Raw genomic sequence first — 25,373 nt, 5'->3', positions numbered from 1 at the left:
ATCCCGAACTACATAGAACAGAGTAATTGGCTTCTTGCGATTATCATGGCGTTTTTCCGGCGCGATACAGGACCATGCCGGCATGATAGAGAACACCCTCGATGAATTCGCCATCGGCGGTGAACCCGGTATCATCCCAATAGTCGATATGATTGCCGCGAACCTCGTAATGTCCCTGATAGGCACTCTCCCGACGACCGCGTGCTTCATCATAGCGACCATTCGGCAGCAGGTTATGGCGAATGTGACCATCCTCCGTGATCCACATGCCGACATAGGGGTGGGTCTGGTCAGGCACGGAGGCCGACGTTCGAGCATTGTTCATCTGCGTATATCCTTCCTGGGCCGAGGCCGTCGTTATGCACGCAAGAAGCCCTGCAACGACAGCGGCGGTTGCGAGTTGAAAGTGGTTTTCGGGTGACATCCCGGCCTCCGCTCAAGCGCTGGCGGTGGGGCGAATGACAATTTCGCTGGTGTCGACATCGGCGGGCTGACCGATCACATGAGCGATTGCGTCAGCAATGGCCTCGGGCTTCAATGCGATCTGGCGATAGGCGATCATCGCTTCCGCAGCGGCGGAATCGGTGATGGAATTGGCCAGCTCGGATTCTACCACGCCTGGATAAACGCAGGTCACGCGGATCTTGTCGCTCTCCTGACGCAGCCCGTCGGAAATTGCACGCACCGCGTATTTGGTGGCACAGTAGACCGCAGCCGTCGGTGAAACGGTGAGGCCACCGATGGATGAGACATTGATGACCTGGCCGGTGCCCTGACGGTTCATGGCCGGCAGCACAGCCGCAATCCCGTAAAGGACGCCCTTGATGTTGACGTCGACCATCCGGTCCCACTCGTCCACTTTCAGGGATGCCATCGGTGAAAGTGGCATGACGCCGGCATTGTTGACGATGACGTCAATGCGTCCGAAGGTATCGAGCGCCGCATCGGCGAAGGCTTGGACATCTTCGCGTGATGTGACATCCAGGCTCTTATAGATAGCCTTGCCGCCGGCAGCGGTAATCTCGGCGGCCAGATTTTCGAGGCGATCCGTTCGCCGCGCGCCGAGCACAACTACGGCTCCGGCTTTGCCAAGTGCTCGGGCTGTCGCCTCACCAATGCCGCTGCTGGCGCCTGTGATGAGAACGATCTTGTTTGCGATATTGCTCATGGGATGATCCTTTCTTTGAAGTTGGTTGGGGGGAGTCAGGCGGCGTCAGAGAGCCGCGTGAAGCTGCGCAGATCGAGATCGCCCTCGACCAGATCGGGTATCCGGGCGACGAAAGCCTGCATGTGCGGAAGCGCGAAGTGCCCGTCGAGATCGCCGGCAGACCGCCAGTTTTCATAGACCATCCTCAAGTCCGGATCGTCGTTTGAATGATGAACGTCATAGGAAAGGCAGGCATCTTCCGCGCGGGATGGTGCGACCAGAGACAGAAGAGCCTTGCCAAGGTCTTCGGAACGGCCTGCCTTGGCACGAATGAATACCAGGTTTGTGAAGTTCGACATTGCCGTACTCCTTTTGAAAGCGGGATGAATTCGAGTTAGGCTGGCGGGCTATGCCATTTCCCGGAAATCGGTGCCGCGGCTGACGTCCTCCCACCGCCGCAGGTCGTCATCAAAGCGATCGAGGCGGGTTTGAGCACGCTGGAGCGCGTCGCTGCCCAGCAGCAGATCGAGCGGCGGCTCGTCGGCATTGACGGCTTCGAGGATGGCAAGCGCTCCCCGACGTGGGTCGCCAGCCTGCTTGCCGTCTTTGGTCAGGAGTCCATCAACTGCCCGTCCACTGGTCGCGGCGTAGTCGTCGACGTTCGACCCCGTCCGGAGAACCGAGCGGCTGGAAAGAAAATCGGTGCGGAATGAGCCCGGCTCGACGGATGTCACCCAAAGCCCGAACGGCGCCAGTTCTTGTGCGAGAGCATAGGAGATGGCTGAGAGCGCCGCCTTCGTTCCGGCATAGATGCCTGAGCCGGGAGCGGGAGCGATGCCAGCAATCGACGAGATATTGATGATGTGCCCGCGCCCTTGGTCGCGCATCTTGGGGAGCGCGTGACGAATAATCGCGAGCGGGGCGAAGAGATTGATATTGAAGATGTCTCGCACCTCCTGATCGGAGGCGGTTTCGACCGGCCCGAGAAGGCCGTACCCCGCGTTATTGACCAGAACATCGATGCGATCGTGCAACGCGTAGGCCGAAGCGAACGCATGTTCGATCGACGTGGGGTCGCCCGCCTCGAGCGGCAGGACATCAAGGTTATGCGCTGGAAGACCGTCCGGTACGCGCCCGCTGCGTGTCGTACCGATGACTTGATCGCCGTGCTCAAGCGCGGCATGCGCGAGGGCATATCCCAGTCCCCTCGATATTCCGGTGATGAACCAGACTCTATTGGTCATGACCTGCTCCTTTCCTTCGCGGTGAAGGCCCTGAATGGCTCACCGGCTCTGGAAAGGAGATTAGTTTGTGAGTTTGTGATTTATAATCCGATGTCTTTCAACATGGCTTGTTAGCTGGATTGGTATAATGGATATGCCCAGAAGAAAATGCACCCAAGAGATTCGGGGTGCATCTGAAATGCTGAGCCTGATCCGGCTTTCGGCTCTGGCATCACGTTTCTTCGAGTTGAAGCCAATGAGGCGGTGAGGCCGCCAGTTCGGCCCAATCAAGCTCTTCTTGAATAGCATGGAAGACATCGTCTTCTATCGTGCCGGCTCCCCGTATGCTCGACAACGTTGCCCGCATCTCTATGAGCGTCAATCGACGCAATTGATCCGCCTCGCTTAGGGCACGGGGATCTCGGTACTGCGCGGCGACAGTTCGGTCAGCGATGTAACCCTCACGAAGATTCGAGGCCGCCGATCCTTCCAGGCCCGAAAGGCTCTGTAGCGCGGCATCGAGTAAAGCAACGCGCGTGACGGCAACTTCGTCGCCGAAGGAGTCGTCCGGTTTCAGGTGAAAGAGCCGTATCAGCGGCCCCAACGTGAGACCTTGCCCGATCAGAGTCCCGAGAACGACGGCAAGCGAGCTGAGAACAATCAGATCGCGGGCGGGAAAGTCGATCGGCAAAGAGAGAGCGGCCGCCAGCGTCACCACCCCCCTCATGCCGCACCACGATACGATGCACCCTTGAGACAGACTCGGCACGTTGGAGCCCCGCGCTGCACGTGCTCCGCGATACATGACGCGATTGAACAGTAGCACCCAAGCGATGCGGACAAGGACGACTGTCGCCAGAACGGCGCCGGCGAAGCCCAAGGCGTGCCAGATTTCGGTTGCGTCCAGGCGCGCTACAATAGCGCGAGCCTGTAAACCCATAAGCAGGAAGGCGAGCACGTTCAGAAGAAAGACCGCAGCTTCCCATACAGCGTAGGAATGGACGCGATCGCGGGCCGACTGCCGTTCCGGCATATAACGCGCCACTGCCATGGCGAACGCAACGACGGACAGGATTGCGGAGAGGTGCAACCGCTCGGCGATGACCCAGGCGCCGAAAGTTGCTACGAATTCCAGTAGTCGGCTACCAAGTGTCCCCGCGAAACTTGGCGCGAGACGGACATAGAACAAAGCGAGACCGATCCCCAGGGCAACACCGCCGGGAGCGGCGGTCAGAATCATCGAAATCCGATGGCTTGAGATTTCGGGTTGCGTCGCTGCAGAGACGGCGGCACCTAGGATCAGGAGCGCGACAGCGTCGTTGAAGAGGCTTTCTCCCTTGAGAACTGCGATCGTCCTCCTTGGCAATGGAAAACGAGCAAGGACTGCGGTTGCTGCAGCAGCGTCCGGAGGTGCGACAATCGCTCCCAAAGCAATTGCAGCAGCCAAAGGCAGTCCCGCGAAGGCAAAACCCACCCACGCAACGGCGGCCGTCGTGAGAACAACGGCAAGTGCCGCCAATGCCAGCAACGGCGCCCAGTTGCTTTTCAGCGCACGAGGCGAAAAATCGTAGGCTGCATCGAAGAGCGCCGGTGCAATAAAGAGCGCCAACGCCAGTTGTGGGTCTATTTCAATGACCGGAACCCAGGGCAGTGCCGCAACAAGTAAGCCTGCCAGAGCGAGCATTGTCGGATATGGGATGCTCAATCGTCGCGACACATGCAGCAATCCAACTGCTACGAGGACGAGGATGAGCATGTTCTCGAAGAGAGCCATCTGTATACTCTCCCAACTCACGTCGGCCGATGGGCCTGAGCGCGGGTTGAATGTGGAAGGCTGCGCCAACGTGCAGGGCGGGTGACGTTAGATGCCGCTGGGAGGGTCGAGACTTCCGAAAACGTCAGTAGTTCGAACTTCGGTTCGGCAAGGTGACGCAGAACGTTGAAATAGCCTTCCATCCGAGCATGCCGCAGGTTGTCCCTGAGATCCTGGCGTGACCGCCACGTTTCGTAGATGCACCAGACACCGGCTTCGTCTTCTGATTTGTGGACACGGTACTGGAGGCAGCCGATTGCGGCTCGGCATGGCTGGACGAGCCGTTCAAGCTCGCGGCCCAATACCTCTTCCAATCCGGGACGGGCGCGTAAGATTGTAATGTTCTTAAGGCTTTCCATGACACGCTCCCAATCTCTTTTCGAATAGCTGCGTGGTTGTCCGCTGATGGAAGGAGCATGCCTTGCGAAGGCATGGCTGATAATCGATTGAGTTCCACTGTTCTTTGTTAGCAGCGAAGATATAATCGAGGGGCGCAAAAGAAAGCCGCGTGCCTTTTTGGGACCGCAGCTTAGCTATGACTGATTGGCCGAAGAGGTATTCAACGGCGGCTGAACCGGTAGCCTGCGTGATGAAGCTGGCCATCCTTGAACTCGCCAAAGGCCCAGAAGCCGAGATCGTCCAGATAGATAATCCGTTCGCCCTGAATCCAGTAAGCCCCACGGTACGCGCTTCGCCGATCTCCGCGCGCCTCATCATATCGGCCGCCAGGTAACAACTCCTGACGGACGAAGTCGCTTTCGTCGACCCACATTCCCAGATAGGGATGGTTGTCGATCAATCCTTGGACGGGTGCGATTGCTTCGGCTGCTCTTTCCAGAGGCTTACCATCCCACTGAAGAATCTTGCCTGCGCCGATCAGGATATCGAGATGTCCGCATCGGGCAGGCACTGGGCCAACGGGGGCATTCTTCGGATCGGCGATGCGGACAACGGCAATGTCTGCCGTGGCCGCCGGGGTTAAAGTAGCTGCCGAGGTGGGGCTAGAGAAGTCCACGCGCGAGGGCAGGATCAATGTCCTCTCGCAGTCGATGACGATCGTGTCTTCATCCCCCGGCGCCGTGGATAGGCCGGGGCCAACGGCTACGCATAAATCAAAACGTCCGCCTTCTCCCAATCACCGATACCTGCCTCTAGCGTAAGGACGGCACCTCCTGCCAGTAGGATAGGGCGAGCCTTCGCCTTCGTTGGCGAGGAGTTCCCGAAGCACTTCGGAATTACGCCCAAAGCGCCCAGGGATGATGTCAACTTGGTTTGCTGTCATCGAAACTCCCATTCACCTTCAAGCCGCTTCAAGGGTCAGGCGCTTGAGCAGGCTATAGAAGTCGAAGTAGGAGTCGGCGCGCATGATCTTCCCGTCCTTGAGCCTGTAGACGTCGCAGAACTGGACTTCCATCTTGCGGCCGGTGGGCTGAATTTCGCCGGCCGGCGAGTTGAACACGCCGCTATGGGTGCCGCGGCCGATGCCCTGCGCGATGACGTAGTCTTCAAGGGCGATGAGGCTGCGCACCTCGCAGGTGGCGTCCGGGAAGATGTTGAACCAGTTCTTCCAGGGATCGATGATCGCCCGTTCGCCGGTCGCCCGATAATCGAAAGGCACATCTAGCCACTCACTTTCGGGAGCGCCGAAACCGGCAATGACTTCGAGGTTCTTGGCGTTCACGGCTTCATAGAGTTCGCGGATGCGCTGAGCGTTGGTTTCGTTGGTCATGGGAATTTCTCCGTGGGTTCCTGGAAACGACCCAGCCGGCCGCCTCGTCAGCATTTCTGCCATGCCCTCGCCGGTTAATAATTCCCGGATTTCGCAGTGACCTTGTTAGTTCCACGCACATAATCCACCGATCGGTCCATTTGCTCAGGGTGAAGCTCGCCTGCCTAATGTTCCAGACGAACGGTCGCTCGCACGGTATCGATGAACGCGCGCAAAGCTGGTGCCATTTGCCTTTGCTTAGGATAGTAAAGAAAATAGCCTGGGTACGGCTCGCAATATTGATCGAGCATCTTGCTTAGACGGCCATCGGCTATAAGGGTATCGACCTCCCGATTTGTCGCAAAGGCGATGCCGGCGCCATCCAGGCACGCTGACAGCATCATTCCCCGGTCGCTCACGATGATAGAGCCTTTGACCACGAGTTCGAACCAACTCCCGTCACGATGGAATTCCCAGGCATAGGGAAGGCTCTGCCCCGACCAGCGCCAGAGAATGCAATTATGATCCAGTAGCTGCTCAGGCGTTTCCGGCGTGCCATGCTTCGCAATGTATTCCGGTGTCGCAACCGGATACTGGCGAAGCGGGCCTCCGATCTCGACAGCGATCATATCTCGTTCGACCACCTCGCCGGGTCGGATGGCAACGTCCCATCCACCCGACACAATGTCGACGACAGCATCATCGACGGTAACATCGACTGTGATCTCGGGATAAGACTGACTGAAGGCTCCAAGCATTGGAGCGATAAACACCTGCGCCGCGAGGCGGGCGGCGTGTACGCGCACCGTGCCAGCAGGCGTGTCTCGGAAGCGTACAGCGCTCTCAATCGCGGCACTGATCTCGTCCATTGCGGGGCGAAGGCGAAGCAGCAGGGCCTCTCCAGCAGGTGTGAGGGCGACACTGCGCGTCGTGCGATTAAGGAGGCGGATGCCCAGACGCTCCTCAAGGCTTCGGATCGTCTGGCTGAGAGATGATGGCGTGATGCCGAGGCGCTCTGCCGCGCGGCTGAAACTCAACTGCTCGGCAACAGTCACAAAGGTTCGGAGTTGCGCAAACTCACTGCCTTGGACTGTCGGCGTCATTCTTACCCCCGAGTAGCAAACCCTCTGATTGCTTAGTCAGTAGCAAATAATCGTCGATAATTCCTGCCAATTTTTTAATTTTCAGACATTTTTGTCTGTTCACTTGGGGTCATAAACGCTGCCAGCAACGCGAAAGGGCCTGGGCTCAAACACGCTCAGGCGCTTTCTACCTCACGGGTCATTTGCCCCATTCAGGGCCGCCGTCAGTGCATGTCTGCCCTCCATCAACGGGCAGGATGGCCCCCGTGATCCAGGCGGCCTCGTCGCTCGCCAGAAACGCCACTGCTGCGGCGATCTCGTCAGGCTGGCCGGCGCGTCTCAGGGGAATTCGGTCCCATGCCTTATCGAGCAGCGTCTCGTCCTCCATGATGGCTTCCACCATCCCGGTGACGGTCAGGCCGGGAGCAACGGTGTTGGCGCGAACGCCGAACTTGCCGAGATCGCAGGCGGCCGAACGGGTGAGGTTCGCCACGCCACCCTTGGCGGCGTTATATGCCGCATGGCTCCAGCCGCCACCGAGAGAGGAGACGGAGCCGATATTGACGATCGATCCCTTCGTCTCGATGAGATGCGGCACGGCCGCACGGCTCATATAGAAGACCCCGGAAAGGTCAGAACGCAGGCAGGCTTCCCAGTCTTCATCGGACGTGTCCTGGATGGTCCCGACGAGATTCATTCCCGCGGCATTGACCAGCGTGTCCACCCGACCGAACATTTCGACCGTTGCGACCACGAGAGCATCGCAGTCCTTTCGAATCGCGACATCTGCAACGCGGGTGGCGGTGCGATCAGCGGGCAAGGTTGCCGCTGTTTCGGCAAGGCGATTTTCCGTGCGACCGGAAATCATGACGGACGCGCCCTCCGCAACCAGGCGTCTGGCAATTGCGGCTCCGATACCCGAGCCACCGCCAGTTACGATTGCGACTTTCCCTTCAAAACGATTTGTCATGACAGACTCCTTTCCTGTGGCTGGCGATGGATCATTGCCAGGCCGGTTAGGTTTTCGGGATTTCAGGTGTTGAGTTCAGACGACCGGGAAATCGGCAGACCGGGAGAGCCCCTCCCAGGCGGTCACATTGGCCCGTAGCGCGTCGATCTTTTCGAGCGCTGCATCCACCGCGTCATTGCCGAGAAGCAGATGATGCGGAGGTTTGGCGGCAAGTACGGCTTCGCGGATTGCTTTAGCCGCACGGGCCGGGTCGCCGGCTTGATGACCTACCGAGGCATGATAGGCGCGGCGCGCTTCGCCAGCGGTGCCATCATAATCTGCTATGATAGCCGCGGCTTCGCTGGATGAGCCAGCCCATTCCGTGCGAAAACCGCTCGGTTCAACGGCCATGACCTTGATGCCGAGTGGCTCGACCTCCGTCCGGAGCGTATCGGACAGCCCTTCGACCGCGAACTTGCTGGCACAATAATAACCGACGCCCGTAAAGCCGACTATTCCGCCGATCGAAGTCAGGTTGACGATCGTGCCGCTGCGGCGGGTGCGCATCCCCGGCAGGACTGCGTGAATCGTGTTGGCCGTGCCGAAGAAGTTCACCTCGAACAACCGGCGCGCGTCCGCCTCCTCGGTTTCTTCCACCGCACCGAAAAAGCCGATACCGGCATTGTTGATCAGAACATCAACCCGGCCAAAGTGGGCTTCTGCTGCTTCAACGGCTTTACGGCACTGCGCGCGATCAATAACGTCGAGGGGCAGGATTAGGGCATCGCCCTTCTGCTTCAGGTCGGCAATTTTGTCGGTCTTGCGGGCGGTGACAACCACCTTCTCTCCACTTTCGAGAAGATGCTCGGCGATGTAGCGGCCGAAACCGGTCGAGCAACCGGTCACGAGCCAGACTTTTGAAGTTTCCTTGCTCATGTTATTTGCTCCTTGGATTTGATTACGGTTGCGGAGAGCGCTGCCGATAGCCGCAGATCTCCACCTCTTCGACGCAAAGATCAGAGACCTTCGCCATGAAGGCCCGCACATAGTCGGAAGCCATATGCAGATCGAAGTCGGATGGATGTCGCCAGTCTTCCAAAACCATCCAGGCATTGGGATCGTCCTGGGACTGGTGGATTTCGTAGCGGAGGCAGCCTTCCTCCTGTCGTGAAGGCGAGACAAGCTGTAGCAAAGCGACCCCGAGATCTTCTGATCGACCGGGCTTCGCATTGAAGAAGGCGGCATTGGTCAGTTCTGCCATTTCGCTCTCCTTTTTCTGTCCTTTCCAACATGTTCATCCTGCGATGATCTGGCGGTTCTTTCTGCTGCCCTCTTGCGCAGACTATCGGGATTTTGCTTTTTTGCGTCTATCGCTACACGCCGCGCAAGGCGATGATCCGCGAGCCGGCTGCGGCCTGACGTTGGAGCGCGAGCGGCGCGTATTCCGGCGACGCGAACAGGCCTTGGATAGCCTCCATGTCGGGGAATTCGATGATCAGCATGTTCGTCGCCTGCCACCCTTCAAGTTCGAGCGGAGCGTCATCAAGGGCAATGAGGCGACCGCCAGCTTTTGCGACCAGCGGCAGCGCCTTGGAACGGTAGTCGGCAATCACATCGTGATCGTGAATGTCGAGATCGACAACGAGGTAAGCTGGCATAGGTGTCTCCTGTTGCATGGCCTGTCTCTCAGTTTGGAAGGGCGAGATTGACAGGCTGATATCTAGTTCGACCTTGGAGACATCTCTCTCGTAGGCTTGCGGAAGCTGTTGGGATTTTGCGTTTTCCCCGGAGGTGCAGGAATGGGCACCTCTTCGTTGAGCATGGGGGACGGTGTGCCTATGCAGCAGACTCGCGATTGGTTCGATGGAAGCTTTAGAAGAGCGGACCAGCTGTCTTATGCGTCGTTGCAGAAGCTGTTCGAAATTCTGCGCTCTTCCTCCGACCTCTGGCCATCAAGTGCAGCGACGAGCATCGTGCGTATCGTCACCCGACACGGCTGAAAGGGCATCGCTCGATTTTATAGAAAGTAACTGACGATTTTGTTCGACTTTTCGAAGGTGGGCATCCTGTCAATATCCGCGTGCCGCAACCGGCTAAATCAACCGTTCACTAGGAATTGAAACATGACCAATGCTTCATTCTCAAAGTTGGCCTACAATAATGAGGTCGTTTCCCATGCCAACAACTAGCCCCATAGCCGTCGTAACCGGCGCATCCTCCGGCATCGGCGCCGTATATGCCGATCGCCTTGCCGCGCGAGGTTACGATCTCTTGCTTGTCGCGCGCCGGATCGAACGGCTGCGGAGTTTGGCCGATACCCTTTCCGAAGCGCATGGTATCCAGGCAGGGATCATCGAGGCTGACCTGACCGAAGAGAAGTCACTGGTGCATATCGAGGAACTGCTTGGCTCAGATGAGCGCATTGCGCTGCTCGTGAACAACGCTGGCAACGGCAAGCTCAGCAGCACCGGCGATATGTCGGATGCAGACACAGCCTCAACGATCGCGCTCAACGTCATCGCACCGACCCGGCTTACCCGTGCCGTGCTGCCCGCGTTCCTGAAGCGGGACGCAGGTGCGATCATCAACATCGCTTCGGTCATGGCCTTCCATTCTCTGCCGATAACGACGCTCTACAGTGCCACGAAGAGCTATGTGCTAGCCTTGAGCCGTGGACTCCAGGGCGAGGTGTCGGGCACTGGCGTCCGTGTTCAGGTCGTACTTCCCGCCGGCACGGCAACAGAGTTCTACGACCATGCGGGTATTCCTCTCTCGGCTTTCGACCCTGCTGCTGTGATGACGACTGAGAATCTGGTTGATGCCGCGCTCGCCGGCTTCGACCAAGGCGAAGACGTCACACTTCCCTCGGTCCACAATACCGAACTGTGGGCTGATTATGAGCAGGCGCGAGCGGCATTGTTCGGCGCTACACAGGTAGGCATCCCGGCACCGCGTTACCTGGTCAATTCTTAAGAAGGCAGAGCGGCTTTGCGTGACAGGGGCAAGGCACTGCGAAGTCATCCCCTTCGCAATATGCGCTTTGGCTGCTTTCGGGCACGGTCAAAATCGTGGCGGAACTTCTGACCTTGGGCCGAATCGCGCCAGCATAGGGGCGCCCCTTGCATATAACGGCGAGAAGCGAATGCTTAAGGCCGAATAGGTTGCCCGGCGATTTTCCGCGACATCGGCGTGCTAAAGGCGCTGGGCACCTATCATCCTATGCGGCGTGGACAAATTCCGGCCAGTATCTGGCGGTGGCCAGATGGACCATGCCGAGGAAGCTGTTGGCGAGCTGATCATATCGGGTGGCGATGGCGCTGCGGCAGCTATGTCGTCGTCCAGAAATATCTCCACGATCTCGATGCGTGGTCGAAGGTCCCAACACCACGCCAGGAGGAGATTGTCGGCCGCACGAAGATCGACAATGTCGAACTCGATGATGACGATTGGCCACGCAAGTCGCACAAGACTTTGGCCATTATCGTAGACGCCGATGGCAACGAGCACGACATTCTGCGAGACAATATGCCGTTCGAACGACCGGGCCAGCGGGAGTTCGGCACCTATTTCATCGGCTACTCCCGGCGCCTTTGGATGATCGCGAAGATGCTGGAACGCATGTATGTCGGCGATCCGCCAGGCGCTTACGGCCGGCGGCTGGATTTCTCGACGCCGCACACCGGTGTGACGTTCTTCGCTCCATCTCGCCCGACACTCGAAATGCTTGTTCAGGCAGCGCAGAAGAAGCTCGCTGCGACGTGACCGACCATGGCGACCGAAAGGCAATCAGCTTCTGGCGCGCAGCTTAGGATGCTAAGCTGCCGATCGAAAGAGCAAGTGAAGATGGTTGCCGGTCCCCGCAACCAACAATCACACAAAAGCCCGGCCACCCTCCTGGCCGGGCTTTCGCGCGTCTGCCCACCACAGCCCTCTCAAACAGCACCCACAGCACTCCTCTGCGCCGGCCTCAAACTCTCCTCCAGCCGGTGGACGAGCCTTTGGTCGGCTCGAAGGGACGCTGGCCGCCCGGCCGGGACCGGAGCGAGGCGGACCGGATCCGATATGGGGTTCATTACGGCCGAGTATTTGGCGCTAAGGGGGGCGGCAAAACCCATTGGCACAGGATCAGGCGCGACGATGATCGATCTTCCCTATTACGGCTTGCTGGCAGTCCATATCCTGGCGGTCGCGATCTTCCTGGCCGGTTCGCTCGTGGAAGCGCTGTCCCTTCCATCATTGTCGAAGGAGGGGACGCTCGAACCCCGCAGGGCCGCCGAACTGCAGCGGCTACGGTTCGGGAATGCTGTCGTGACGACGCCCGCGCTCTTCTTCATCTGGATTCTGGGCCTTGCCATGACCCTTCAGGTCGGCTGGTTCGCGACGGGCTGGATGAAGGCGAAGATCGCCTGCGTGGCGATGCTGACGCTCATACATGGATCCAACATGGTGAGATTGCAGCGCCTGTCGCGCGGCAGGTCCGTCAGCCCTTCGACATTCCGGCCGCTGCTCGCGATGCTGCTGCTCGTGCTCGCCATCAGCACGCTGGTGCTCGCGAAACCGTTTTGATCCCTCGGCGGTGTGCGAGGCGGTGTGCAAAGCGAGGCTTCCTGGCCTGCTGCCGGTTCCGTGGACACTGAGATAAGGTGTTTTTGGAACCGGACATGCTCCTCGATGAGCTGGAACGGCACCGGACCAGGCCATCCGAATGATCAGGCGCCCGAAAGATCAAGCGGTCGCCGGCACGGCCGCGATGAACGCCTCGAGCGCCTCATGCGCGAGATCATCGGTCATCTGCCGGGGCGGATGCTTGCAGAAATAGGCCGACGCGGGCTCGATCGGCCCGGAAAGCCCCCGGTCGAGCGCAATCCTGGCGCAACGGATCATGTCGATCGCCACGCCTGCCGAATTGGGGCTGTCCTCCACCGACAGGCGCAGTTCCAGGTTCATCGGCACGCCGCCGAACAATTGCCCTTCCATGCGCAGGAAACAGACCTTGTTGTCCTTTTGCCATGCCACATAATCGGATGGGCCGACATGGATATTCTCATCCGCCAGCCGCCGTTCGGCGACGGATTGCACCGCTTCGGTCTTCGATATCTTCTTGGACGCGAGGCGCGTCCGGTTCGCCATGTTGAGGAAATCGGTATTGCCGCCGGTATTGAGCTGATAGGTGCGATCGAGCTTCACCCCGCGCTTGGCGAACAGGTCGGTCAGCACGCGATGGACGATGGTCGCGCCGAGCTGCGCCTTGATGTCGTCGCCGATGATCGGCACGCCCGCCGCACGGAAGCGCTTCGCCCAGCCTTCGTCGCTGGCGATGAAGACGGGGATGTTGTTGACGAAGGCGACGCCCGCCTCCAGCGCGCATTCGGCGTAGAATTCGGTCGCCTTCTGGCTGCCGACGGGCAGATAGTTGAGCAGCATGTCCGCCCCGCTCGCGCGCAGCGCCGCCACTATCTCCGCCTTGTCCGGCTCGGGCGAGTCGGCGATCAGGAAGGTGCGGTCGTCGGGCTGATCGGCCATATGCTCGGCATATCCGTCGAGCAGCCGGCCCATTCGTACCTCCACCCCCGTGGGCGGCACCGTGTCGCAAAATGTCGCGGTGCAGTTGGGCCTGGCGAAGATCGCCTCCGCCACGTCGCGGCCGACCTTGCGCCGGTCGACGTCCCAGGCGGCGACGACGCGGATGTCGCCCGGCCGATACCCGCCCAATTCCCAATGCATCAGGCCGATATGGTCGTTTGCCCCCTCGCGATAATGGCTGAGGCCCTGGACGAGCGAGCTCACGCAATTGCCGATGCCGACCAGCGCAATATTGATCGGCCGGCGCGTTTCGGGGGAATCGATCGGACCGGAGGTTTTGGTCAGCATATCCCTCTCCCTGTCAGGCTGTCACGGCGGCAGGCAGCGTCGCACGCGCGGGCGCATAGCGCTCGATCATCCAGGCGCAGAAATCGGCGAAGGCCTGTGGCTCGCGCGCGGGGCTCGTATGATGCGGCGCGATTCCCAGATGCTCGGGCGTGAAGCAGAAGGTGACGGTCACGTCGAAATCGGCGAGCGCCTCCATTTGCCGGTCGAACCAGCCGATCGCGTCGGGACGGAAGCTGTCCGCCCAGCTCAGCCCCGTGCGCAGATGGCGCACCCCCAGCCGTTTCATCCAGGCGACGGCATCGTCGAGCCGGGGGTCATGATAATGGAACCACTGCATCAGCCCCATTTCGGCGGCATATCGCGCATAATGGTCGAGCGCGGACTTGGGCGTCCCGTCCTCGCGGATCAGCCCCATGTGGAAATGGCGATAATAGCTCGATCCCTCCGCCTCGCGATGGCGCGTGGTCGCGCCCCAGCTCTGCGGAAGATCATAGAGGCTGTACCAGAAGATGCGCGGCACCCGGCCGATCAGAAGCTCGGCAGTGCGGTTCAGGCCGAAGAGCTGCACCTCCTCCGCGCCGAAGGAGCCGACGCCCACCTCCGTCACCCAGATCGGCTTGTCGGGGACGACGGCCTCGATCTCGGCGATCTTGTTCGGCCATTCGTCGATCTGCCAGAGATTCCAGTCGAGCGGGAAGCCATGGAGCGCGACGACATCCACCTCATTGAGCGCGCCATGGCGCTCCATCGTCCGCACCCATAAGGGGTCGATCGGGGACATGCCGCCCAGAAGCCGCGTCATGCCCGGATTGGCCGAGCGGATGGCGCGGCCGGCGAGGATCACCGTCTCGGCATATTTCGACCAGTCGGGGTCGATCTCCGGATCCCAATGCGATTTGTTGTTGGGCTCGTTCCAGATCATCGCGGCTTCGATCATGCGCTCTCTCCCCTGGCTGGGTAGACCGCGCCCGCACCCCAATCGCCATAGGGCACGGGCGCCGTGCGGCAGATATAGACTTCCTCCTCCGGCCGGGCTTCGATGCGGAAGCCGGCGCTGCGCAGCATCGCTTCGCTGCAGGCGCGGTTCGGCACCCACCAATTGGTCCAGTCGCGGGAATATTCGCGCTCGATGAAGGCGAGGCGCGGGAAATCGGGCCGATCGAAGATCGCCTGCTCCTCGAAGGGATAATCCTCCGCGAGCGGCATCACCTCGCTCGATCCGCGCTGCATCGACTGGAAGATCAGCATGTCGCCGGCGACATGCGCGCGGATCAGGTCCAGTGCGAGCAGCGGATGACGCAGATGATAGAGCACGCCCATGAAGATCACGATGTCGAACCGTTCGCCGAGCGCGCCGACATCATAGACGGAAAGATTGCGGAACTCGACGTCGCTGAAGCCCAGCGCATCGGCCGCGAGGCGCGCCTGTTCCAGATAGCGTTCGTCGCAATCGATGCCGAGCACGCGCGCCGCACCGCGCCGTTTCATCTCCACCGAATAGAAGCCGGCATTGCAGCCGATGTCGAGCACGCTCCGGCCGGTCAGATCGTGAGGCAGGGCATCGGCGAACTTGCGGAACTTCATATTGGGATAGTCGCCGAGGAAATGGTCCGGCGCCGTCCAGATGCCGCCCAGATTGATATTGTGGAACCAGGGAGCCAGCGCGTCGATCCGCGCCCGCAGATCATCATGTGGCGTTATCGCCGCCGCTATACTGCCGCTTTTGCTCATCCGATCACCTCGTTCAGTGTCAGGATGCGACCGCCCCGATCACCCACGACGAGCCTGCTGACCGAGGCGGGATCGATGTCGAAGCGGAGCATATTGTCGAGCCCGAGCCCGAGATAATAAGCGATCAGGCCGCGGATGATGTCGCAATGGGTGACGCAGAGCACGCCCGTGCGGCCCGCGGCGCCCAATTGCTCCATATGCGCGGCGGCGCGCTCCACGGCGGCCGCCATGCTCTCGCCGCCGGGCGGCAAAGCGATGCTCCGCGCTTCGTTCCAGCGGTGCCATGCGGGATCGCCTTCCAGCACCGCGAAACTCCGGCCGGACCAGGCGCCGAAATCGATCTCGTCCAGCGCGGGCACGGTTTCGACCGCCAGGCCCAGTCGCTCGGCGATGATGGCGGCTGTCTCCTGCGTGCGTTGTCGGGGGCTCGCATGAATGGCGCTGATCCCGCGCCCGGCCAGCGCGTCGGCGAGCAGCCGTGCCTGTGCCCGTCCCTGTCCGGTGAGCGGGGCTGCGCCCAGCCGCCCCGTCAGCACGCATCCCGCCTCCGCATGGGCGGCATGGCGGACCAGATGGATGAGCGCGCTCATCGGCGAGCAGAATCGGATGCGAGGATCAACATAGCTGATCCACAAACAAAAAATTCAAGGCTGGGGTTCCAGCAAAGGTGATCGTCGGGATGAATCGAGGGGGTGGGTCGATAAGTTGATATAGGTGATTGGAACAAAGATGAAGAAGAGGATGTTTGCCATTCATGTTCATTCAATGAGGATAAAAGGATTAACCATTATACTGGGTCCGAGCTAATCTTTGTTAAGATAAGCAAAAATATTCATCCATGTTATTCTCCCTCAACCAGTCGCATGGCGGCCGAATGGACCGGAGAAGCGAATGGAAAAGATTCTCATCACCGGCGGCGCCGGTTTCATCGGGCGGTTCGTGGCGGACGAGCTGCTTGCACGCGGCCATCAGGTGCGCGTGCTCGACAGCCTGATCGATCAGGTCCATGGCGATTGCGCGCGGCCCGAGGCGCTGAGCCCGGAGGTGGAGCTGGTGCGGGCCGACGTGCGCAACGGCGATGCGGTCGCGCGCGCGCTCGAGGGCGTCGACAGCCTGATCCATCTCGCCGCCGAGGTGGGCGTGGGCCAATCCATGTATTCGGTCGAGCGCTATACATCCGTGAACGATGTCGGCACGGCGGTGCTGTTCGAGACGCTGATCGACCATCCGGTGCGACGCGTCGTCACCGCCTCCTCGATGAGCATCTATGGCGAGGGCCTCTATCGCGACGCCGACGGCAATCTGGTGGAAGATGCCAAGCGCCGGCCGCGCACGGGCGATCAGCCGGTCTGGGACCCGCTGGACGCACAGGGACGGCCCCTGACGCCGGTGGCGACGCCCGAATGGAAACGGCCGAACCTCGCCTCGATCTATGCGCTCAACAAATATGTGCAGGAACGCACGACGCACATCATGGCCCGATCCTATGGGATGGAGGGGGTGTGCCTGCGGCTGTTCAACGTCTACGGCCCCGGCCAGGCGCTTTCCAATCCCTATACGGGCGTGCTGGCGATCTTCGCCTCGCGGCTGCTGAATGGGCAGCAGCCGATCATCTTCGAGGATGGCAGGCAGCGGCGCGATTTCGTCCATGTCCGCGACGTGGCGCGCGCCTTTGCCGATGCGCTGTTCCTGCCCGGGGCCGCCGGCGGGACGTTCAATATCGGATCGGGCCATGATCGCTCGATCGGCGAGGTGGCGCAGGAATTGGCCCGCGCCATGGGCCGCAACCGGATCGAGCCGGAGATCGTCGGCAAGTCGCGCATCGGCGACATTCGCCATTGCTTTTGCGACACAAGCAAGGCGGCGGCCGAACTCGGCTTCCGGGCGCGACAGGATTTCGGCGAGGGATTGGCGGAGCTTGCCGAATGGCTCGCCGGGCAGACGGCCGACGATCGGGTGGCCGAGGCGCGCGCCGAGCTCGAAACGCGCGGGCTGGTGGCATGAGCGGGGGCGATCGCCGGCCCGTGCTCGTCACCGGCGGCGCGGGCTTCATCGGCTGCAATATCGCCGATGCGCTGGCGGCGCGCGGTCATGACGTGCTGGTCTATGACGCGCTCGTCCGGCCGGGCGTGGAAGCCAATCTCGCCTGGCTTCGGGAGCGTCATCCGCGGCGGATCCACGCCATTATCGGCGATGTGCGCGACGAGCTGCTGCTGGCGGATGCGGCGGCGGGGGCCAAGGCGGTGTTCCACATGGCGGCGCAGGTCGCCGTCACCACCAGCCTGATCGATCCGCGCGAGGATTTCGAGATCAACGTCTGCGGCACGATCAACCTGCTCGATGCGCTCCGCACGCGCAATCCCGGCACGCCGCTGATCTTCGCATCGACCAACAAGGTCTATGGCGATCTTGCCGACATTCCTCTCGCGCTGGAGGGCGACGGCTATGCGCCGCTCGATCCCGCCGTGCGCGTGCATGGCATAAGCGAGAAGCAGCTGCTCGATTTCCATACCCCTTATGGCTGCTCCAAGGGGGCTGCGGACCAATATGTGCTCGATCATGCGCGCAGCTTCGGCATGCCGGCGGCGGTCATGCGGATGAGCTGCATCTATGGCCAGCGGCAGATGGGAACGGAGGATCAGGGCTGGGTCGCCCATTTCCTGATCCGCGCGCTCGAAGGGCGGCCGATCACTCTTTATGGCGACGGTCATCAGTTGCGCGACATTCTCGACGTGTCGAACGCGGTCGAGGCCTATCTCGCCGCCTGGGAGAGGATCGACGAGGTGCGCGGCCGCGCCTTCAATCTCGGCGGCGGGCCGGAAAATGCTGTCAGCCTGGTGCGGCTGCTCGCTTATGTGGAGGCGTTGATCGGCCGCGAGATCGATATCTCCTTCGCTCCCTGGCGCGCGGGCGACCAGCGCTATTTCGTGGCCGATACGCGCGCGGCGGAGGCGGCGCTGGGCCTGGGCCCCCGGCTGCCATGGAAGGTGGGCGTGGCGCGCCTCCTCCGCTGGCTGTCCGATGCGCGCGGGTTCGATCGCTCTCTCCTCACCGCAGGAGCGATGACATGAAGCTCGCGCTCGTCAATCCCGCTTGGTCCTATGCCAACAGCATCTATTTCGGCAGTCGCGATCCGCATCTGCCGCTGGAGCTGGGCTATGCCAGAGCGCTGCTCGAAGCGGACGGCCATGAGGTGCTGATGCTCGACGGCCATCTGAATGGCCAGTCGAACGAGGAGTTGGCCCGTCTCGTCGCCAATTTCGCTCCGGAGATGACGGTTGTGACGACCGCGCCCACCTATCTCTTCTGGCGCTGCGCCCCGCCCGAGCTGCGCGTGCCGGCGGAATTTCTCCGTGCGCTGGGGCAGGGTGGGGGGCTGATGGCGGCGGTCGGCCCGCACGGATCGGTGACGCCGGAAACGACGCTGGAGAAGCTCGGCGTCGATATCGTCGTGCGCGGCGAATGCGAGGAGGTGGTGGGGACCCTCGCCCGCGGCGGCCCGCTCGGCGAAGTGCCGTCGATCGCCTTCCGGGCAGGTGGCCGGACCCGCGTGACGGGCGGACCGGCGGCCGCGCGCTTCGTCGATGCCCCGGCGCTCCATTGGCCAGCGGCATGGATCGCGCGCCACAGCACGCATCATCACCGCTTCGATCGCGCGCCGGTCGGGCCGGGTGCCGAAGTCGAGGCGTCGCGCGGCTGCCCCTATCATTGCTCCTTCTGCGCCAAGATTGATTTCCGCGACGCATATCGCCGCCGCGCGCTGGAGCCGCTGCTTGAGGAAATGGACGCGCTGATCGCGCAGGGTGTCACCTATGTCTATTTCATCGACGAGATATTCCTGCCCAACCAGCCGCTATTGGAGGCGCTGGCCGATCGCCCCGTCGAATTCGGCATCCAGACGCGCATCGACCTGTGGAAGCCCGAGATGCTCGACCTTCTCGGCCGCGCCGGCTGCGTCTCGATCGAGGCGGGCGTCGAGAGCCTGACCGAGGAGGGCCGCGCCCGCCTCGACAAGAAATGCCGGGCGACGACCGACGAGCTGGTCGATCGGCTGATCCATGCGCGTCGCTCCGTTCCCTTCGTGCAGGCGAACCTGATCGAGATGGCGGGCGACGATCCGGCGCTGGTCGCCCGGTGGCGCGACCGGCTCCGCGCGGCGGGCGTCTGGGCCAATGATCCCGTGCCGCTCTATCCCTATCCTTCCTCGCCCGATTATCGGAAGCTGTGGGGCCTGCCAGACGATCGCGCCTGGGAACGGGCGCACGAACATTATCTCAGCCAGTTCAGCGAATTTTCGGACATACAGGAGGAACGGCCGCTGCCGCTCGCCGCGCTGGAAAGCGCCTGCCTGGGCGAAAGGGCGCGGCGATGATCCCGCCGGGCACCCGCATCCTGATGACCGCCGATGCGGTCGGCGGCGTGTGGCAATATGCCACCGATCTTGCCCGCGCGCTGGCGCCGGCAGGGGTGGAGACGGTGATCGCGTTGATGGGGCCGCCGCCTTCTGCCGCGCAGCGGGCGACCGCCGTCGCGATTCCGGGCGTGACGCTGGTCGATACCGGGCTGGAGCTTGATTGGCTGGCTGAGGATGCCGGGACGGTGGCCGATGCGGGCCGCGGCATCGCTGCGCTGGCGGGCGATCTGAAGGCGGATATTGTCCAGCTCAGCATGCCCGCGCTCGCTGCTTCCGTGCGCTTCGCCATGCCGGTCGTGGCGGTCGCGCATAGCTGCGTCGCCACATGGTGGGATGCGATGCACGGCACCGTGCTGCCGGCCGATTTCGCCTGGCGCGGCGCGCTGGTGGGGGCGGGGCTTCGCGCGGTCGACCGGGTGGTGGCGCCGAGCGCGGCCTTTGCCGAGGCGGTGATGCGCGTCCATCGCCTCGCCCGACCTCCGACGGTGGTGCATAATGGCCGTGCGCCGATCGTCCTGCCATCCGCCGCGATGCATGATTTCGCCTTCACCGCCGGCCGGCTGTGGGACAAGGCCAAGAATGTCGCGACGCTCGATCGCGCCGCCGCGCGCCTCGCTTTCCCCGTCAAGGCGGCGGGCCCCGTGCGCGGGCCCAATGGCGAGCGCGCCTCCTTCGCCAATCTGGTCGCGGTCGGATCGATGGGGGAGGCAGGAATCGCCGCCTGCCTCGCCGCCCGGCCAGTGTTCGCCTCGGCCGCGCGCTACGAGCCGTTCGGGCTCGCCGTGCTGGAGGCCGCCGCCGCCGGCTGCCCGCTCGTCCTGTCCGATATCCCGACCTTCCGCGAGCTTTGGGATGGGGTAGCCGTTTTCGTGCCGGCGGAGGATGATCGCGCCTTTGCCGAGGCGATCGAGGCGATCGTTGGCGACATGCATGTCCGGCTTATGCTCGGCGATGCGGCGCGGGCCCGCGCCGCGCGCTACACATTGGCGGCCGAAGCGGCAGGGATGATGACGATCTGGCGCGATCTCCTCCGTCCCAATCGAGCGGTGCACAGCGCAGCGCCACAGGTGGCGGCATGAAGATCGTCTATTTCACCCATTCGCTCCTGTCCTGCTGGAACCATGGCAATGCCCATTTCCTGCGCGGGGTACTGCGTGCGCTGATCGCGCTGGGGCATGAGGTGCACGCGCTGGAGCCCATAGGCGCATGGAGCCTCGAAAACCTGCTCGCCGATCATGGCGATGCGGGGCTTTCCGCCTATCGCATCGCTTATCCGGAGCTTCGCTCCGAACGATATGATCCGCATGGGGAGGTGGAGGCGCTGGTGGACGGCGCCGATATCGTGATCGTGCATGAATGGAACGATCCCGCGCTGGTCGCGGAGCTCGGCCGGCTGCGCAAGGTGGGCGCGCGCTTCACGCTGCTGTTCCATGACACGCATCATCGCGCGGTGAGCGATCCGCAGGCGATCCGCGCCTTCGATCTTTCGGGCTATGACGGGATATTGGCCTTCGGCGAGGCGCTGGCAGAGGTCTATCGCCGCTGGGGCTGGGGCGATCGCGTCTTCGTCTGGCATGAGGCGGCGGATATCCGCCATTTCCATCCGCCGCTGGAGGAAGGGTCACGCGCCGGGCTCGTCTGGATCGGCAATTGGGGCGATGGCGAGCGTACGCAGGAGCTGGAGGATTTCCTGTTCCGCCCCGCTGCCGAGGCCGGGCTTGCCCTCGACGTCCATGGCGTGCGCTATCCGGAGGAGGCGCGGGCGACGCTCGCATTTCATGGCGTGCGCTATCATGGCTGGGCGCCCAATGCCCGCGCGCCGGAAATCTTCGCGCGCCATCTCGCGACCGTCCATGTCCCGCGCCGCTTCTATGCCACGCTCTTGCCCGGCATTCCCACCATTCGCATGTTCGAGGCGCTGGCCTGCGGCATTCCGCTCGTCTCCGCGCCCTGGGAGGATAGCGAGGGGCTGTTCCGTCCCGGCCGGGATTATCTGCCGGCACGTGACGGCGCGGAGATGCGGCGCCATTTGGAGGCGTTGCGCGACGATCCCGCGCTCCGCGCCTCGCTTGCCGAAAGCGGGCTCCAGACCATCCTCGCGCGCCACACATGCGCCCACCGCGCCGACGAACTGCTGGCCATCATCGATCGGCTGGCCGCGCCCAGCCGCACCAGGAGCGTCTCATGAAGATCGCCTTTTACGGCTCCAGCCTGCTCTCCTCCTATTGGAACGGAGCCGCGACCTATTATCGCGGCATCCTGCGCGATCTCGCGGGGCGCGGCTATGACATCATATTCTACGAGCCCGACGCCTTCGGCCGGCAGCAGCATCGCGACATCGATCCGCCGATATGGGCGCGATCGATCGTCTATCCCGCGACGATCGAGGCGACGCGCGCCGTGCTGGCGGAGGCGCGGCAGGCGGATATCGTCGTCAAGGCGAGCGGCGTCGGTGTATTCGATGCGGAGCTGCTCGACGGCATCGTCGAACATGCGCGCGACGATGCGCTCAAAATCTTCTGGGATGTGGATGCCGCCGCGACCTTGGACGAGATGCGGCGCGATCCGTCCCATCCCGTCCGTCGCACCCTGCCCGATCTGGGCATGGTGCTCACCTATGGCGGCGGCCCGCCGGTGGTCGATGCCTATGAGCGGTTCGGCGCGGCGGCCTGCATGCCGGTCTATAATGCGCTCGATCCCGAAACCCATTTCCCGGTGGCGCCGGATGCGCGTTTCGCGGCCGATCTCGCCTTTCTCGGCAATCGCCTTCCCGATCGGGAGGCGCGGGTGGAGACATTCTTCCTGGAGCCGGCGGCGGCCCTGCCGGAACGATCCTTTCTGATCGGCGGCAATGGCTGGGAGACGAAGCCGATGCCGTTTAATGTCCGCCATCGCGGGCATGTCTATACGGCCGAGCATAATGCCTTCAACTGCACGCCGCTCGCCTTGCTCAACGTGGCGCGCGACAGCATGGCCGATATCGGCTTCTCGCCCGCGACGCGTGTGTTCGAGGCGGCGGGCGCCGCCGCCTGCCTGATCACCGATGCCTGGGAAGGGATCGAGCTGTTCCTGAAGCCTGGCGAGGAGGTGCTCGTCGCGCGCGATGGGCGCGACGTTGCCGATCATCTCGCCGCGCTCACGCCCGAGCGCGCCCGCGCGATCGGCGAGGCCGCGCGCGTGCGGATCCTGGCCGAGCATAGATATGCGCTGCGCGGCGCGCAGGTGGATGCGATCTTCAAGACGCATTTCGCGCGGCGGAGGGAGGCGGCATGAGTGCGAAGCCGATCCGTCTGGTCGTGCTGGGCCTCAGCCTTTCCTCCTCCTGGGGCAATGGCCATGCGACGACCTTCCGCGCGCTGCTCGCCGCCTTCGCCGCGCGCGGGCATGACATATTGTTCCTCGAACGCGACACGCCCTGGTATGCCAGCCAGCGCGATCTGGCCGCGCCTGATTATTGTCGGCTGGAATTTTACGCGGACCTTGCCGGCCTCCAACGCTGGTGCAGTGAGATTGCCGGGGCGGATGCGGTGATCGTCGGTTCCTATGTGCCGGATGGCGCTGCCGTCGGGCGCTTCGTTCAGGAGGTAGCCGGCGGCATCACCGCCTTCTACGATATCGACACGCCGGTGACGCTCGCCCGGCTGGAGCGGGATGATTGCGATTATCTCTCGTCGGAGCTGATCCCCGGTTACGATGTCTATCTTTCCTTTACCGGCGGCCCGACGCTCGATCTCCTCGAAGATCATTATGGCGCACCCGCCGCGCGGCCGCTCTTCTGCTCGGTGGATCCGGACAGCTATCCGCCGCTCGATGTGAAGAAGCGCTGGGATCTGAGCTATCTCGGCACCTACAGCCCCGATCGTCAGCCGATGCTGGAACGGCTGCTCATCGATCCGGCGCGGGTGATGCCGGATCGCCGCTTCGTCGTCGCCGGCCCGCAATATCCGGCGGATATCGATTGGCCCGCCAATGTCGAGCGGATCGCGCATCTGCCGCCCGCCGATCATGCGCTTTTCTATTCTGCCTCGCGCTTCACGCTGAATGTCACGCGCGCCGACATGATCCGGGCGGGCTGGTCGCCCTCGGTCCGCCTGTTCGAGGCGGCGGCATGCGGTACGCCGATCATCTCGGACATTTGGGACGGGCTGGCGGAGCTGTTCGTGCCCGATCGCGAGATCATCCTTGCATTCGATGGTGGCGCGGTGGCGGTCGCGCTGGCGCAGGAGGACGATGTGGCCGCCGCGATCGGGCGGGCAGGGCGCGCGCGCGCGCTTGCCGGTCATAGCGCGGCGCAGCGCGCGGCCGAGCTCGAAGCCTATCTGTCGGAGGCGATGATGCGCCGCGCGGAGGCGCCGGCGCTGGCCGTCACTGGCTGACGCGCCAAGGGCATGGGATGGGAGCCTGCGATGACCGACGGGAAGGAAGAGCTGGTCCTGGTCGCGGGCGGCGCAGGCTTCATCGGCTCGCATCTGTGCAGGGCTTTGCTGGGTCAGGGGCGACGCGTCGTCTGCCTCGACAATCTCCAGACCGCGCGGCCCGTCAATCTCCGCCTGTTCGAGCGGCATCCGGGCTTCGAGTTCATCGAGGCCGATGTGGTCGATCCCCTGCCGCCTTCCCTGCTCGAACGGACGCGGCAATTCACCCGCATCTACAATCTCGCCTGCGCCGCCTCGCCGCCGCAATATCAGGCGGATCCGGAACATACGATGCTGACCAACGTGGTCGGCACGCATCATCTGCTGCGTCTTGCCGAGGAGGCCGGCGCGCGCTTCCTGCTCAGCTCGACCAGCGAGGTCTATGGCGATCCGGAGGCGCATCCCCAGCGCGAGGATTATCGCGGCTGGGTGAGCTGCACCGGTCCGCGTGCCTGTTATGACGAAGGCAAGCGCGCCGCCGAGGCGATGACCTTCGATTATGCCCGCATGGGCCGCGCCGAGGTGCGCGTCGCGCGCATCTTCAACACCTATGGCCCGCAAATGCGCCCCGATGACGGACGGGTCGTCTCCAACCTCGTCTGCCAGGCGCTGTCGGGCCGCGAAATCACCGTCTATGGCGACGGGTCGCAGACGCGCAGCTTTTGTTACATATCCGATATGGTGGACGGGCTGATGCGCCTGATGGAGCATGACGGCGTCGGAATGGAACCCGTCAATCTCGGCAATCCCACCGAGATGACCGTAAACGAGCTGCTCAACCATATCCTCGATCTTACCGGCGCCACCGCGCCCGTCGTCCACAAGCCGCTGCCCATCGACGATCCCCGCCGTCGCCGCCCGGAGATCAGCACCGCGCGCAAGCTGCTCGACTGGTCCCCCAGGGTTCCGCTCGAGGAAGGGCTGGCGGCTACCTGCGCATGGTTCGCCTCCGAGCTCGGTGCGGGCGCGCCGGTCGAGGGCAAGGCGAGGATCAAGAGCCCCGTCGCCGCCGGATGAGAT

Annotated in this window: 28 protein-coding genes; 11 read left to right on the top strand and 17 right to left on the bottom strand. The window is 62.6% G+C overall.

All coding sequences use genetic code 11. The features are described from left to right. Positions 1–43 precede the first annotated feature (43 nt). From CLG96_RS19255 to CLG96_RS17120, 13 genes are all read right to left on the bottom strand, one after another. Positions 44–424, bottom strand: a complete 381-nt coding sequence (locus CLG96_RS19255) for an Atu4866 domain-containing protein (RefSeq protein WP_107969828.1) — start codon at positions 422–424, stop codon at positions 44–46. A gap of 12 nt (positions 425–436) precedes the next feature. Beyond that, a complete protein-coding gene (locus CLG96_RS17180; protein ID WP_107969826.1) occupies positions 437–1,168 on the bottom strand; it encodes an SDR family oxidoreductase in 732 nt (243 codons plus the stop codon). A 35-nt stretch (positions 1,169–1,203) separates the two neighbouring features. Then, positions 1,204–1,506, bottom strand: coding sequence for a putative quinol monooxygenase (locus CLG96_RS17175; RefSeq protein ID WP_107969825.1), 303 nt, complete (start codon positions 1,504–1,506; stop codon positions 1,204–1,206). A gap of 48 nt (positions 1,507–1,554) precedes the next feature. Further along, positions 1,555–2,391, bottom strand: a complete 837-nt coding sequence (locus CLG96_RS17170) for an SDR family NAD(P)-dependent oxidoreductase (protein ID WP_107969823.1) — start codon at positions 2,389–2,391, stop codon at positions 1,555–1,557. Positions 2,392–2,602: 211 nt separating this feature from the next. Then, positions 2,603–4,144 carry a cation:proton antiporter gene (locus CLG96_RS17165; protein WP_107969821.1) on the bottom strand — a complete coding sequence of 514 codons (1,542 nt, stop codon included), beginning with the start codon at positions 4,142–4,144 and terminating at the stop codon, positions 2,603–2,605. A 17-nt stretch (positions 4,145–4,161) separates the two neighbouring features. Then, positions 4,162–4,542, bottom strand: coding sequence for a putative quinol monooxygenase (locus CLG96_RS19480; protein WP_107969819.1), 381 nt, complete (start codon positions 4,540–4,542; stop codon positions 4,162–4,164). 200 nt (positions 4,543–4,742) lie between these two features. Beyond that, the gene (locus tag CLG96_RS19250) at positions 4,743–5,216 is read right to left on the bottom strand and encodes an Atu4866 domain-containing protein (RefSeq protein ID WP_133175417.1); all 474 of its coding nucleotides are present in this window, start codon (positions 5,214–5,216) and stop codon (positions 4,743–4,745) included. 267 nt (positions 5,217–5,483) lie between these two features. Beyond that, positions 5,484–5,912 carry an ester cyclase gene (locus tag CLG96_RS17145; RefSeq protein WP_207796739.1) on the bottom strand — a complete coding sequence of 143 codons (429 nt, stop codon included), beginning with the start codon at positions 5,910–5,912 and terminating at the stop codon, positions 5,484–5,486. Between the two features lie 164 nt (positions 5,913–6,076). After that, on the bottom strand, positions 6,077–6,994 hold the full coding sequence (locus tag CLG96_RS17140; RefSeq protein ID WP_107969811.1) for a LysR family transcriptional regulator: 918 nt from the start codon (positions 6,992–6,994) through the stop codon (positions 6,077–6,079). Positions 6,995–7,172: 178 nt separating this feature from the next. Further along, the gene (gene budC / locus CLG96_RS17135; RefSeq protein ID WP_107969809.1) at positions 7,173–7,943 is read right to left on the bottom strand and encodes a meso-2,3-butanediol dehydrogenase; all 771 of its coding nucleotides are present in this window, start codon (positions 7,941–7,943) and stop codon (positions 7,173–7,175) included. Between the two features lie 75 nt (positions 7,944–8,018). Further along, the gene (locus CLG96_RS17130; RefSeq protein ID WP_107969807.1) at positions 8,019–8,858 is read right to left on the bottom strand and encodes an oxidoreductase; all 840 of its coding nucleotides are present in this window, start codon (positions 8,856–8,858) and stop codon (positions 8,019–8,021) included. A gap of 22 nt (positions 8,859–8,880) precedes the next feature. Further along, positions 8,881–9,183: a putative quinol monooxygenase gene (locus tag CLG96_RS17125; protein WP_107969805.1), complete on the bottom strand. Its 303-nt coding sequence runs from the start codon at positions 9,181–9,183 to the stop codon at positions 8,881–8,883. Positions 9,184–9,295: 112 nt separating this feature from the next. Then, a complete protein-coding gene (locus tag CLG96_RS17120) occupies positions 9,296–9,580 on the bottom strand; it encodes a DUF1330 domain-containing protein (RefSeq protein ID WP_107969803.1) in 285 nt (94 codons plus the stop codon). Between the two features lie 517 nt (positions 9,581–10,097). Between CLG96_RS17120 and CLG96_RS17110 the strand changes: the two genes are divergently transcribed. The 3 genes from CLG96_RS17110 to CLG96_RS18860 all read left to right on the top strand — a co-directional run bounded on the left by CLG96_RS17110 (position 10,098) and on the right by CLG96_RS18860 (position 12,488). Next, a complete protein-coding gene (locus tag CLG96_RS17110; RefSeq protein ID WP_107969899.1) occupies positions 10,098–10,895 on the top strand; it encodes an SDR family NAD(P)-dependent oxidoreductase in 798 nt (265 codons plus the stop codon). 216 nt (positions 10,896–11,111) lie between these two features. After that, positions 11,112–11,684, top strand: coding sequence for a Dyp-type peroxidase (locus CLG96_RS17105; RefSeq protein WP_243395849.1), 573 nt, complete (start codon positions 11,112–11,114; stop codon positions 11,682–11,684). A gap of 375 nt (positions 11,685–12,059) precedes the next feature. Beyond that, complete coding sequence (locus tag CLG96_RS18860) at positions 12,060–12,488, top strand: CopD family protein (RefSeq protein ID WP_165799692.1); 429 nt, start codon at positions 12,060–12,062, stop codon at positions 12,486–12,488. A 159-nt stretch (positions 12,489–12,647) separates the two neighbouring features. On the opposite strand, the gene CLG96_RS17095 is transcribed toward CLG96_RS18860, so the two are convergent. Genes CLG96_RS17095 through CLG96_RS17080 form a run of 4 tightly spaced genes read right to left on the bottom strand, consistent with a single transcriptional unit; the run spans position 12,648 to position 16,114 of the window. Beyond that, on the bottom strand, positions 12,648–13,793 hold the full coding sequence (locus tag CLG96_RS17095; RefSeq protein WP_107969795.1) for an inositol-3-phosphate synthase: 1,146 nt from the start codon (positions 13,791–13,793) through the stop codon (positions 12,648–12,650). A gap of 13 nt (positions 13,794–13,806) precedes the next feature. Then, positions 13,807–14,730 carry a glycosyl hydrolase gene (locus CLG96_RS17090; protein WP_107969793.1) on the bottom strand — a complete coding sequence of 308 codons (924 nt, stop codon included), beginning with the start codon at positions 14,728–14,730 and terminating at the stop codon, positions 13,807–13,809. Beyond that, a complete protein-coding gene (locus tag CLG96_RS17085; RefSeq protein WP_107969791.1) occupies positions 14,727–15,524 on the bottom strand; it encodes a TIGR04290 family methyltransferase in 798 nt (265 codons plus the stop codon). The genes CLG96_RS17090 and CLG96_RS17085 overlap by 4 nt, the downstream gene beginning before the upstream one ends. Next, complete coding sequence (locus CLG96_RS17080) at positions 15,521–16,114, bottom strand: histidine phosphatase family protein (RefSeq protein ID WP_107969897.1); 594 nt, start codon at positions 16,112–16,114, stop codon at positions 15,521–15,523. The genes CLG96_RS17085 and CLG96_RS17080 overlap by 4 nt, the downstream gene beginning before the upstream one ends. A gap of 301 nt (positions 16,115–16,415) precedes the next feature. Between CLG96_RS17080 and CLG96_RS17075 the strand changes: the two genes are divergently transcribed. From CLG96_RS17075 to CLG96_RS17040, 8 genes are read left to right on the top strand one after another with little or no spacing between them, the layout of a single operon-like run. Further along, positions 16,416–17,528 (top strand): NAD-dependent epimerase/dehydratase family protein, encoded by a 1,113-nt coding sequence (locus CLG96_RS17075; protein WP_107969789.1) that lies wholly within the window; start codon positions 16,416–16,418, stop codon positions 17,526–17,528. Then, entirely contained in the window at positions 17,525–18,595 is a 1,071-nt protein-coding gene (locus tag CLG96_RS17070) for an NAD-dependent epimerase/dehydratase family protein (RefSeq protein ID WP_107969787.1), read from the top strand. The genes CLG96_RS17075 and CLG96_RS17070 overlap by 4 nt, the downstream gene beginning before the upstream one ends. Continuing rightward, positions 18,592–19,896: a TIGR04295 family B12-binding domain-containing radical SAM protein gene (locus CLG96_RS17065; RefSeq protein WP_107969785.1), complete on the top strand. Its 1,305-nt coding sequence runs from the start codon at positions 18,592–18,594 to the stop codon at positions 19,894–19,896. Before CLG96_RS17070 ends, CLG96_RS17065 begins: the two co-directional genes overlap by 4 nt. Further along, on the top strand, positions 19,893–21,017 hold the full coding sequence (locus CLG96_RS17060; protein WP_207796738.1) for a glycosyltransferase family 4 protein: 1,125 nt from the start codon (positions 19,893–19,895) through the stop codon (positions 21,015–21,017). The genes CLG96_RS17065 and CLG96_RS17060 overlap by 4 nt, the downstream gene beginning before the upstream one ends. Next, positions 21,014–22,126: a CgeB family protein gene (locus tag CLG96_RS17055; RefSeq protein WP_107969781.1), complete on the top strand. Its 1,113-nt coding sequence runs from the start codon at positions 21,014–21,016 to the stop codon at positions 22,124–22,126. Before CLG96_RS17060 ends, CLG96_RS17055 begins: the two co-directional genes overlap by 4 nt. Next, positions 22,123–23,211 carry a CgeB family protein gene (locus CLG96_RS17050; protein WP_107969779.1) on the top strand — a complete coding sequence of 363 codons (1,089 nt, stop codon included), beginning with the start codon at positions 22,123–22,125 and terminating at the stop codon, positions 23,209–23,211. The genes CLG96_RS17055 and CLG96_RS17050 overlap by 4 nt, the downstream gene beginning before the upstream one ends. Continuing rightward, positions 23,208–24,314, top strand: coding sequence for a CgeB family protein (locus CLG96_RS17045; RefSeq protein ID WP_243395848.1), 1,107 nt, complete (start codon positions 23,208–23,210; stop codon positions 24,312–24,314). The genes CLG96_RS17050 and CLG96_RS17045 overlap by 4 nt, the downstream gene beginning before the upstream one ends. 30 nt (positions 24,315–24,344) lie before the next feature. Beyond that, the gene (locus CLG96_RS17040; protein ID WP_107969777.1) at positions 24,345–25,370 is read left to right on the top strand and encodes a UDP-glucuronic acid decarboxylase family protein; all 1,026 of its coding nucleotides are present in this window, start codon (positions 24,345–24,347) and stop codon (positions 25,368–25,370) included. Positions 25,371–25,373 lie beyond the last annotated feature (3 nt).

It is taken from the genome of Sphingomonas oleivorans (genome assembly GCF_003050615.1).
GTDB lineage: Bacteria > Pseudomonadota > Alphaproteobacteria > Sphingomonadales > Sphingomonadaceae > Sphingomonas_H > Sphingomonas_H oleivorans.
The sequence above is the reverse complement of the archived record's forward strand: the minus strand, read 5'-3'. Positions and strand labels throughout refer to the sequence as shown.

Excerpts from the sequence above, each read along its gene's own strand:
- CLG96_RS19255 (WP_107969828.1), bottom strand. The coding sequence starts at position 424 with ATGTCACCCGAAAACCACTTTCAACTCGCAACCGCCGCTGTCGTTGCA.
- CLG96_RS17180 (WP_107969826.1), bottom strand. The coding sequence starts at position 1,168 with ATGAGCAATATCGCAAACAAGATCGTTCTCATCACAGGCGCCAGCAGC.
- CLG96_RS17175 (WP_107969825.1), bottom strand. The coding sequence starts at position 1,506 with ATGTCGAACTTCACAAACCTGGTATTCATTCGTGCCAAGGCAGGCCGT.
- CLG96_RS17170 (WP_107969823.1), bottom strand. The coding sequence starts at position 2,391 with ATGACCAATAGAGTCTGGTTCATCACCGGAATATCGAGGGGACTGGGA.
- CLG96_RS17165 (WP_107969821.1), bottom strand. The coding sequence starts at position 4,144 with ATGGCTCTCTTCGAGAACATGCTCATCCTCGTCCTCGTAGCAGTTGGA.
- CLG96_RS19480 (WP_107969819.1), bottom strand. The coding sequence starts at position 4,542 with ATGGAAAGCCTTAAGAACATTACAATCTTACGCGCCCGTCCCGGATTG.
- CLG96_RS17145 (WP_207796739.1), bottom strand. The coding sequence starts at position 5,912 with ATGACCAACGAAACCAACGCTCAGCGCATCCGCGAACTCTATGAAGCC.
- CLG96_RS17140 (WP_107969811.1), bottom strand. The coding sequence starts at position 6,994 with ATGACGCCGACAGTCCAAGGCAGTGAGTTTGCGCAACTCCGAACCTTT.
- budC (WP_107969809.1), bottom strand. The coding sequence starts at position 7,943 with ATGACAAATCGTTTTGAAGGGAAAGTCGCAATCGTAACTGGCGGTGGC.
- CLG96_RS17130 (WP_107969807.1), bottom strand. The coding sequence starts at position 8,858 with ATGAGCAAGGAAACTTCAAAAGTCTGGCTCGTGACCGGTTGCTCGACC.
- CLG96_RS17125 (WP_107969805.1), bottom strand. The coding sequence starts at position 9,183 with ATGGCAGAACTGACCAATGCCGCCTTCTTCAATGCGAAGCCCGGTCGA.
- CLG96_RS17120 (WP_107969803.1), bottom strand. The coding sequence starts at position 9,580 with ATGCCAGCTTACCTCGTTGTCGATCTCGACATTCACGATCACGATGTG.
- CLG96_RS17110 (WP_107969899.1), top strand. The coding sequence starts at position 10,098 with ATGCCAACAACTAGCCCCATAGCCGTCGTAACCGGCGCATCCTCCGGC.
- CLG96_RS18860 (WP_165799692.1), top strand. The coding sequence starts at position 12,060 with ATGATCGATCTTCCCTATTACGGCTTGCTGGCAGTCCATATCCTGGCG.
- CLG96_RS17095 (WP_107969795.1), bottom strand. The coding sequence starts at position 13,793 with ATGCTGACCAAAACCTCCGGTCCGATCGATTCCCCCGAAACGCGCCGG.
- CLG96_RS17090 (WP_107969793.1), bottom strand. The coding sequence starts at position 14,730 with ATGATCGAAGCCGCGATGATCTGGAACGAGCCCAACAACAAATCGCAT.
- CLG96_RS17085 (WP_107969791.1), bottom strand. The coding sequence starts at position 15,524 with ATGAGCAAAAGCGGCAGTATAGCGGCGGCGATAACGCCACATGATGAT.
- CLG96_RS17080 (WP_107969897.1), bottom strand. The coding sequence starts at position 16,114 with ATGAGCGCGCTCATCCATCTGGTCCGCCATGCCGCCCATGCGGAGGCG.
- CLG96_RS17075 (WP_107969789.1), top strand. The coding sequence starts at position 16,416 with ATGGAAAAGATTCTCATCACCGGCGGCGCCGGTTTCATCGGGCGGTTC.
- CLG96_RS17070 (WP_107969787.1), top strand. The coding sequence starts at position 17,525 with ATGAGCGGGGGCGATCGCCGGCCCGTGCTCGTCACCGGCGGCGCGGGC.
- CLG96_RS17065 (WP_107969785.1), top strand. The coding sequence starts at position 18,592 with ATGAAGCTCGCGCTCGTCAATCCCGCTTGGTCCTATGCCAACAGCATC.
- CLG96_RS17060 (WP_207796738.1), top strand. The coding sequence starts at position 19,893 with ATGATCCCGCCGGGCACCCGCATCCTGATGACCGCCGATGCGGTCGGC.
- CLG96_RS17055 (WP_107969781.1), top strand. The coding sequence starts at position 21,014 with ATGAAGATCGTCTATTTCACCCATTCGCTCCTGTCCTGCTGGAACCAT.
- CLG96_RS17050 (WP_107969779.1), top strand. The coding sequence starts at position 22,123 with ATGAAGATCGCCTTTTACGGCTCCAGCCTGCTCTCCTCCTATTGGAAC.
- CLG96_RS17045 (WP_243395848.1), top strand. The coding sequence starts at position 23,208 with ATGAGTGCGAAGCCGATCCGTCTGGTCGTGCTGGGCCTCAGCCTTTCC.
- CLG96_RS17040 (WP_107969777.1), top strand. The coding sequence starts at position 24,345 with ATGACCGACGGGAAGGAAGAGCTGGTCCTGGTCGCGGGCGGCGCAGGC.